This is a genomic window from Mycobacterium alsense (assembly GCF_002086635.1).
GTDB lineage: Bacteria > Actinomycetota > Actinomycetes > Mycobacteriales > Mycobacteriaceae > Mycobacterium > Mycobacterium alsense.
In genome coordinates this window covers 21677-30056 of record NZ_MVHD01000063.1, presented here as the reverse complement: position 1 = coordinate 30056, position 8380 = coordinate 21677, and the positions used below count along the sequence as shown (strand labels likewise).

At 67.9% G+C, this 8380-nt stretch carries 7 protein-coding genes; all 7 read left to right on the top strand.

Going from position 1 to position 8380, the window contains the following annotated elements; genetic code table 11:
- On the top strand, positions 1 to 591 hold a 591-nt coding region (locus BST11_RS23740; protein ID WP_205781656.1), incomplete at its 5' end, for an MCE family protein.
- Positions 588 to 1628, top strand: a complete 1041-nt coding sequence (locus tag BST11_RS23735) for a virulence factor Mce family protein (protein WP_067322272.1) — start codon at positions 588 to 590, stop codon at positions 1626 to 1628. The genes BST11_RS23740 and BST11_RS23735, both read left to right, overlap by 4 nt.
- A complete protein-coding gene (locus tag BST11_RS23730) occupies positions 1625 to 3214 on the top strand; it encodes a virulence factor Mce family protein (RefSeq protein WP_067322269.1) in 1590 nt (529 codons plus the stop codon). Before BST11_RS23735 ends, BST11_RS23730 begins: the two co-directional genes overlap by 4 nt.
- A complete protein-coding gene (locus tag BST11_RS23725) occupies positions 3211 to 4824 on the top strand; it encodes a virulence factor Mce family protein (protein ID WP_068206381.1) in 1614 nt (537 codons plus the stop codon). The genes BST11_RS23730 and BST11_RS23725 overlap by 4 nt, the downstream gene beginning before the upstream one ends.
- Before the next feature lie 50 nt (positions 4825 to 4874).
- Positions 4875 to 6059 (top strand): virulence factor Mce family protein, encoded by a 1185-nt coding sequence (locus BST11_RS23720; RefSeq protein WP_067322285.1) that lies wholly within the window; start codon positions 4875 to 4877, stop codon positions 6057 to 6059.
- A complete protein-coding gene (locus BST11_RS23715) occupies positions 6053 to 7618 on the top strand; it encodes an MCE family protein (RefSeq protein WP_083140683.1) in 1566 nt (521 codons plus the stop codon). Before BST11_RS23720 ends, BST11_RS23715 begins: the two co-directional genes overlap by 7 nt.
- On the top strand, positions 7588 to 8379 hold the full coding sequence (locus tag BST11_RS28030; RefSeq protein WP_169834956.1) for an Mce protein: 792 nt from the start codon (positions 7588 to 7590) through the stop codon (positions 8377 to 8379). The genes BST11_RS23715 and BST11_RS28030 overlap by 31 nt, the downstream gene beginning before the upstream one ends.
- The last annotated feature ends 1 nt before the right edge of the window (position 8380 follow it).

Sequence of the window (8380 nt, the reverse complement as noted above, 5' to 3'; positions counted from 1 at the left end):
ACCTCGCGCACCATCAATGCGCATCAAAAGGAGTTGGATCAGGCGTTGTTGTCGGCGGCGGGGTTCGGCAACACCGGCGCGGACATCTTCGAGCGCGGCGGGCCGTATCTGGCGCGCGGCGCCAAGGACCTGGTGCCCACGGCCCAACTGCTGGACACCTACAGCCCCGAGCTGTTCTGCACCGTGCGCAACTATCACGACATCGAACCCAAGGCCGCGACGTTCCTCGCGGGCAACGGCTACTCGCTGAACACCGAGACCGAGGCGCTGTCGGGGGCGGGGCTCCTGCTGAACCCGGTGTCGGCCGTCGTCGCGATCGCCTCGCAGGCCGGGGCGCTCGCCGGGCTGGTGGGCGGGGCGCCCAATCCCTACATGTGGCCGGAGAATCTGCCGCGCACCAACGCTCGCGGCGGGCCGGGCGGTGCGCCGGGATGCTGGCAGGCCATCACCCACGACCTGTGGCCGGCGCCCGAGCTGGTGATGGACACCGGCAACAGCATCGCGCCCTACAACCACATCGACACCGGTTCGCCCTACGCGATCGAGTACGTGTGGGGCCGTCAGGTAGGGGATAACACGATCAACCCATGAAAATCACCGGTACCATCGTCCGACTCAGCATCTTCTCCCTGGTGCTGCTGGTCTTCACTGTGATGATCGTCGTCGTGTTCGGCCAGATGCGCTTCGGCCGCACCTATGGTTACTCGGCGGAATTCACCAGCATCAGCGGGCTGCGGCAGGGCCAATTCGTCCGCGCATCCGGGGTGGAGATCGGCAAGGTCAGCTCGGTGCACCTGGTCGACGGCGGCCGGCGCGCGCGGGTCGACTTCAGCGTCGACCGCGCGATACCGCTCTACCAGTCGACGACCGCGCAGATCCGCTACCTCGACCTGATCGGCAACCGCTACCTCGAGCTCAAGCGCGGAGAGGGTCAGGGCTTCGACCAAGTCCTGCCGCCCGGTGGTTTCATCCCGGTGTCGCGGACGTCGCCGGCGCTCGACCTCGACGCACTGATCGGCGGTTTCAAGCCGCTGTTCCGGGCCTTGGACCCGGAGAAGGTCAACACCATCGCGACCGCGCTCGTCACCGTATTCCAGGGCCAGGGCGGCACGATCAACGACATCCTCGACCAGACCGCGCAACTGACCAACCAGCTCGGCTCGCGTGACCAGGCGATCGGCGAGGTCATCAAGAACCTGAATACCGTGCTGGACACCACGGTTCGCCACCGCCAGCAATTCGACCAGACCGTCAACAACCTCGAGGTGCTGATCACCGGTCTGAAGAACCACGGCGATCAACTGGCGGGCGGGACGGCGCACATCAGCAACGGCGCGGGGACGGTGGCCGACCTGCTGGCCGAGGACCGCGGCCTGCTGCACAGCAGCCTCAACTATTTGGACGCGGTCCAGCAGCCGCTCATCGATCAGCGCGAACAGCTCAACGACTTCATCCACAAAGTGCCGAACGCGCTCAACCTGATCGGGCGCGGCATCGGTTCCTACGGGGACTTCGTCAACTTCTACGCCTGCGACATCACCCTGAAGATCAACGGGTTGCAGGCGGGCGGCCCGGTCCGCACGGTCCGGTTGTTCCAGCAGCCGACGGGAAGGTGCACCCCGCAATGAGAACGCTGGAACCCCCCAATCGGCTGCGCATCGGGATCATGGGCATCCTGGTGACGCTGCTTGTCATCGGCGTGGGCCAGAGCTTCACGAGCGTGCCCATGCTGATGGCCAGGCCGCACTACTACGGGCAGTTCACCGACACCGGCGGCCTCAGCAAGGGTGACAAGGTGCGCATCGCCGGCATGGACGTCGGGAAGGTGGAGAGCCTCGAGATCGAGGGCGACCACGTCAAGATCAAATTCAACCTCGGCGGCGAGCGCATCGGCACCGAGAGCCGGCTCGCGATCAAGACCGACACCATCCTGGGCAAGAAGGTCCTCGAGATCGAGAACCGGGGCAACCAGACGCTGCGGCCCAATGCCGCCTTGCCGCTGGGGCAAAGCACCACGCCCTACCAGATCTACGACGCGTTCTTCGACGTCACCAAGGCCGCCTCCGGCTGGAACATCGACACCGTCAAAGAGTCGCTGCATGTGCTTTCGCAGACCATCGATCAGACCTACCCGCACCTGAGCGCCGCGCTCGACGGCGTCGCCAAGTTCTCCGATACGATCGGCAAGCGCGACGAGGAGGTCAAGCACCTGCTCGCCCAGGCCAACCAGGTTGCCAGCGTGCTGGGTGACCGCAGCGAGCAGGTCGACCGGTTGCTGGTCAACGCCAAGACGCTGCTGGCCGCGTTCAACGAACGCGGCCAGGCCATCAACGCGTTGCTGGCGAACGTCGCCGCGTTCTCCGAGCAGGTCAAGGGACTGATCAACGACAACCCGAACATCAATCACGTGCTGGAGCAGCTGCGCATTGTCAGCGACATCCTGGTCGAACGCAAAGACGACCTGGCGACCGGCTTCATGGAGGTCGGCAAGTTCCTCCCGTCGCTGAACGAGGCCATCGCGTCCGGCCCGTTCTTCAAAGTGGTGCTGCACAACCTGGCCCTGTACCAGATCATCCAGCCGTGGGTGGATGCGGCGTTCAAGAAGCGCGGCATCGATCCCGAGAACTTCTGGCGCAGCGCCGGGCTGCCCGAGTTCCGCTGGCCCGACCCCAACGGCACCCGATTCCCGAACGGCGCGCCGCCGCCGGCGCCGCCGGTGCTCGAGGGCACGCCCGACCACCCGGGCCCGGCCGTCCCGCCCGGGTCGCCGTGCTCGTACACGCCGGCGAATCCCGGCGGCAACGTCACCGTCGGGGACGAGGGGCTGCCGCGGCCGTGGAACCCCCTGCCCTGCGCCGGCGCGGCGATGGGCCCGTTCGGCGGTCCCGGCTTCCCCGCGCCGATCGACGTCGAGACATCGCCGCCCAACCCTGGCGGCCTGCCGCCCACGCCGGGCATCCCGATCGCGGGCCGGCCCGGTGACCCGCCGCCCAACGTTGTCGGCACGCCGGTGCCGCTGCCGACGCAGGCGCCGCCGGGTGCCCGCACCGAGAACCTGGCACCGGCCGGACCGACGCCGCCGCCGTCGACGTTTGCGCCGGCCCTGCCGCCCGGCCCCCCCGCGCCACCCGGACCCGGCAACCAGCTGCCGGCGCCGTTCATCAACCCCGGCGGGGCCGGCGGGAGCGGAGTGACGGGAGGTAGCCAGAATTGAGCACCATCTTTGATCCCCGGAACATCCGGCTGCCGAAGATGACACGGACGACGGTGATCGTCGGAATTTTCGTGATCGTGCTGGCCCTGACCGTCGGGTACGTCGGCTGGCGGCTCTACCAAAAGCTCACCAACAACACCGTCGTCGCCTACTTCCCGGCGGCCAACGCGCTGTATCCCGGGGACAAGGTCCAGATCATGGGCCTGCGCGTCGGCGCGATCGACAAGATCGAGCCGGTCGGCAACAAGATGAAGGTGACCTTCCACTACCAGAACAAGTACAAGGTCCCCGCCAACGCCTCGGCCGTCATCCTCAACCCGACGCTGGTCGCGTCCCGGGCGATCCAGTTGGAGCCCACCTACAAGGGCGGCCCGGTGCTCGCGGACAACGCGGTGATCCCCGAAGAGCGCACCCAGGTCCCGGTGGAATGGGACGAGCTGCGCAACAGCATCACGAACATCATCTCCAAGCTCGGCCCCACCAAGGAGCAGCCGACCGGGCCGTTCGGTGAGGTCATCTCCGCCTACGCCGACGGGCTGGCCGGCAAGGGCAAGCAGATCAACAACACGCTGAACAGCCTGTCGCAGGCGCTGACCGCGCTCAACGAGGGCCGCGGCGACTTCTTCGCGGTGGTGCGCAGCCTGGCGCTGTTCGTCAACGCGCTGCACCAGGACGACCGGCAGTTCGTGGCGCTGAACCAGAACCTGGCGGACGTCACGACGCGGCTCGCCCACAACGACACCGACCTCGCCAACGCGGTGCAGCAGTTCGACAGCCTGCTGTCCACGGTGCGGCCGTTCCTGGACAAGAACCGTGAGGTGCTGACCCACGACGTCAACAACCTGGCCACCGCGACCAACACGCTGCTGCAGCCGGATTCGCTGAACGGGCTGGAGACCGCGCTGCACGTGCTGCCGACGGCCGCGGCGAACATCAACCAGATCTACCACCCGTCGCACGGCGCCGTGGTCGCCATTCCGGCGATCACCAACTTCGCCAACCCCATGCAGTTCATCTGCAGCTCGATCCAGGCCGGCAGCCGGCTGGGGTATCAGGAGTCGGCGGAACTGTGCGCGCAGTACCTGGCCCCGATACTGGACGCGATCAAGTTCAACTACCTGCCGTTCGGGGCGAACCTGTTCAGCACCGCCGAGACGCTGCCCAAGGAGGTCGCCTACTCCGAGCCGCGCCTGCAGCCGCCGCCCGGGTACAAGGACACGACCGTTCCGGGCATCTGGGTGCCGGATACGCCGCTGTCGCACCGCAACACCCAGCACGGCTGGATCGTCGCGCCGGGCATGCAGGGCCAGCAGGTCGGGCCGGTCACCGCGGGCCTGCTGACGCCCGAGTCGCTGGCCGAGCTGATGGGCGGTCCCGATATCGAGCCCGTTCAGTCCACGCTGCAGACCCCGCCGGGACCGCCGAACTCCTACGACGAGAACCCGATCCTGCCGCCCATGGGCCTCAACGCTCCGGTGCCCATCCCGCCGCCCCCGCCGGGGCCGGAGGTGATCCCGGGCCCGGTCGCGCCGACGCCCGCGCCGGTGGGCGCGCCCGCACCCAACGCGGGTGGACCGGTGGCGCCGGCTGACTTTGGAGGTGGCCAGTGAGGCGCGCGACGAGCGCGGGACGCGCGAGAAGCAAGCCGAACCGACCGGCCCTGAGCGCGTTGCGCGTCATTCGTCACCGGGCGTGGCAGGGGCTGGTGTTGCTGGTGGCCGCGCTGGTGCTGAGCTCGTGTGGCTGGAAGGGCATCTCCAACGTGGCGATCCCGGGCGGCCCGGGCAGCGGCTCGGATTCCATGACCATCTACGTGCAGATGCCGGACACGCTCGCCATCAACGGCAACAGCAAGGTGATGGTCGCGGACGTGTACGTCGGCTCCATCAAGGAGATCAAGCTGGCGACGCCCAAGACCGCCTCCGGTGCCCGCGACTGGGTGGCGACCCTGAAGCTGGGTGTCAACAAGAGCGTCAAGCTTCCGAAGAACGCCACCGCCAAGATCGGCCAGACGTCCCTGCTGGGTTCGCAGCACGTCGAGCTGGCGTCCCCGCCCAACCCGGTGGGCCAGCTCAAGGACGGCGACACCATTCCGCTGAAGAACTCGTCGGCGTTCCCCACCACCGAGCAGACCCTGGCCAGCCTGTCGCTGATCCTGCGCGGCGGCGGCATCCCGAACCTGGAGGTCCTGCAGAACGAGGTCTACAACATCTTCAACGGTCGGGGACCCCAGATCCGGGCGTTCCTGGGCAAGCTGGACACCTTCACCAACCAGCTGAATCAGCAGCGCGATGACATCACCCACGCCATCGACTCCACCAACCGGCTGCTGACCTACGTGGGCGGCCGGGCCGACGTGCTGGACCGGGTGCTGACCGACATCCCGCCGCTGATCAAGCATTTCGCCGACACCAAGCAGCTGCTGATCAACGCGGTCGATTCGGTGGGACGGCTCAGCCAGGCCGCCGATCAGTACCTGTCGGAGGCCCGCGGCCCGCTGCACCAGGACCTCCAGTCGCTGCAATGCCCGCTGAAGGAGCTCGGCCGGGCGTCGCCGTATCTGATCGGCGCGCTGAAGCTGATCCTCACGCAGCCGTTCGACATCGACACCGTTCCGAAGATGTTCCGGGGCGACTACGTCAACGTGTCCCTGACGCTCGACGTGACCTACAGCGCGGTGGACAACGCGTTCCTCACCGGCACCGGGTTGTCGGGCGCGCTGCGCGCGCTCGAGCAGTCGTTCGGGCGCGACCCCGAGACGATGATCCCCGACGTCCGGTACACGCCGAACCCCAATGACGCTCCCGGCGGGCCACTGGTGGAAAGGGCGGATCGGAATTGCTGACCACCTTCGTCCGGCGCCAGCTGATCGCCTTCGGGATCCTCACGGTGATCTCGTTGCTGGTGCTCGGCATCTACTACCTGCAGATCCCGACGCTGCTCCCGGATTCGATAAACCCCGTGCGGTACACGCTCAAGGCCGATCTGCCCGCGTCGGGCGGCCTGTATCCGACGGCCAACGTGACCTATCGCGGCATCACCATCGGCAAGGTCACCGACGTGGAGCCCACCAAAACGGGCGCGCGGGCGACGATGAGCATCGACAGCCGCTACAAGGTCCCGTTCGATGCGGTCCCGAACGTGCACTCGGTGTCGGCGGTCGGTGAGCAGTACCTGGACCTGGTCTCGAGCGGGAAGCCGGGCAAATACCTGTCAGACGGCGAGACAATGCCCGCCATGGGCACGGTGCCGGCCGAGATCGGGCCGGCGCTGGACACCGCGAACCGGGGGCTGGCGGTGTTGCCCAAGGACAAGATCGGCAAGCTGCTCGACGAGACGGCGCAATCCGTCGGCGGGTTGGGCCCGGCCCTGCAACGGCTGGTCGACTCCACCCAGGCGATCGTCGGTGACTTCAAGACCCAGATCACCGACGTCAACGACATCATCCAGAATTCCGGCCCGATCCTCGACAGCCAGGTCGAATCCAACACTGCGATCGAGCGCTGGGCGCGCAACCTGAACAGGCTGGCGGCGCAGAGTGCCGCCAACGACCAGCACGTGAAAAGCATTCTGGCCCAGGCCGCCCCGACCGCCGACCAGGTCAACGAGGTCTTCAGCGACGTCCGCGACTCGCTGCCGCAGACGCTGGCCAACCTCGAGGTCGTGTTCGACCTGCTCAAGCGCTACCACAGTGGCGTCGAGCAGGTGCTGGTGTTCCTGCCGCAGGGAGCGTCGATCGCCCAGACCGTGGCCGCGCCCTACCCGAACCAGGCGGCGCTGGACCTCGCGCTGTCGATCAACCAGCCGCCGCCGTGCCTGACCGGCTTCATTCCGGCGTCGGAGTGGCGCTCGCCCGCGGACACCAGCGTCCAGCCGCTGCCGTCGGGCACGTACTGCAAGATTCCGATGGAAACCCCGGCCAACAGCGTCCGCGGCTCGCGCAACATCCCGTGTGCGGACGTCCCCGGCAAGCGGGCGGCCACGCCGCGCGAATGCCGCGACCCCAGGCCGTACGTGCCGGCGGGCACCAACCCCTGGTATGGCGACCCCAACCAGATCCTGACCTGCCCGGCGCCCGCGGCGCGCTGCGACCAGTCGGTGCGGCCCGGCATGGTGATTCCTGCGCCCTCGGTCAACAACGGCCTGAACCCGGCGCCGTCGGACCGGGTGTCCGGGACGCCCCCGCCGACGAGCGATCCCCTGACGCGGCCGGGGACCGGCACCGTGCAGTGCAACGGCCAACAGCCCAACCCGTGTGTCTACACTCCGAGCGGGCCCCCCTCGGCGATCTACAGTCCGCAGAGCGGTGAACTGGTGGGGCCCGACGGGGTGAAGTACTCCGTCGAGAACTCGACCAATACAGGAGACGACGGATGGAAGGAGATGCTGGCGCCGGCCGGCTGAACCCCCCACCCATGCCGAGGTTTCGTCGACTGCGCAGGCCTTTCCGGAAACCGCGTCCGAAGATCGACGAGCCGGCGGCTGCTGCCGAGGAGACCGCCGCGGAGCTGACGGTCGAGGAGGCCGAGGAGCCGAAGGAATCCGAGGTCGAGGCCGGAAACGACGGCGAGGGCGAGGTCGAAGAGACGATCCCGGCCGAGACGTCCGAGGAGCCGGCGGGACCCGAGGTCGCGGCCGCCACCGAGGACGCGGAGGCCGCACGCCGGCCGTCGCGGCTGGGCCGCGGATGGCTCTCCGGCATTGCCGCCGCGCTCGTGCTGCTGGCCGGCGGCCTCGGGGCCGGCGGCTACCTCGCGCTGCGGTACCACCACCAGAGTCAGGTCATCGCGCGCAACAACGAAGCGGCGCTCAAGGCGGCGGTGGACTGTGTTTCGGCGACCCAGGCCCCCGACACCCAGGCGATGGCGGCCAGCGAACAGAAGATCATCGACTGCGGCACGGACGCGTTCCGCTCCCAGGCGCTGCTGTACACCAGCATGCTGGTTCAGGCCTATCAGGCCTCCAACATCCACGTCCAGGTGTCCGACGTGCGGGCGGCCGTGGAGCGCAACAACGACGACGGGTCGATCGACGTGCTCGTCGCCATGCGCGTCAAGGTGGCCAGCGACCAGCAGCAGAACGAGACCGGTTACCGGCTGCGGGTAAAGATGGCATACGCCGAGGGCCAATACCGGATCTCCAAGCTCGACCAGGTGACGAAGTGAC

Excerpts from the sequence above, each read along its gene's own strand:
- BST11_RS23735 (WP_067322272.1), top strand. The coding sequence starts at position 588 with ATGAAAATCACCGGTACCATCGTCCGACTCAGCATCTTCTCCCTGGTG.
- BST11_RS23730 (WP_067322269.1), top strand. The coding sequence starts at position 1,625 with ATGAGAACGCTGGAACCCCCCAATCGGCTGCGCATCGGGATCATGGGC.
- BST11_RS28030 (WP_169834956.1), top strand. The coding sequence starts at position 7,588 with ATGGAAGGAGATGCTGGCGCCGGCCGGCTGAACCCCCCACCCATGCCG.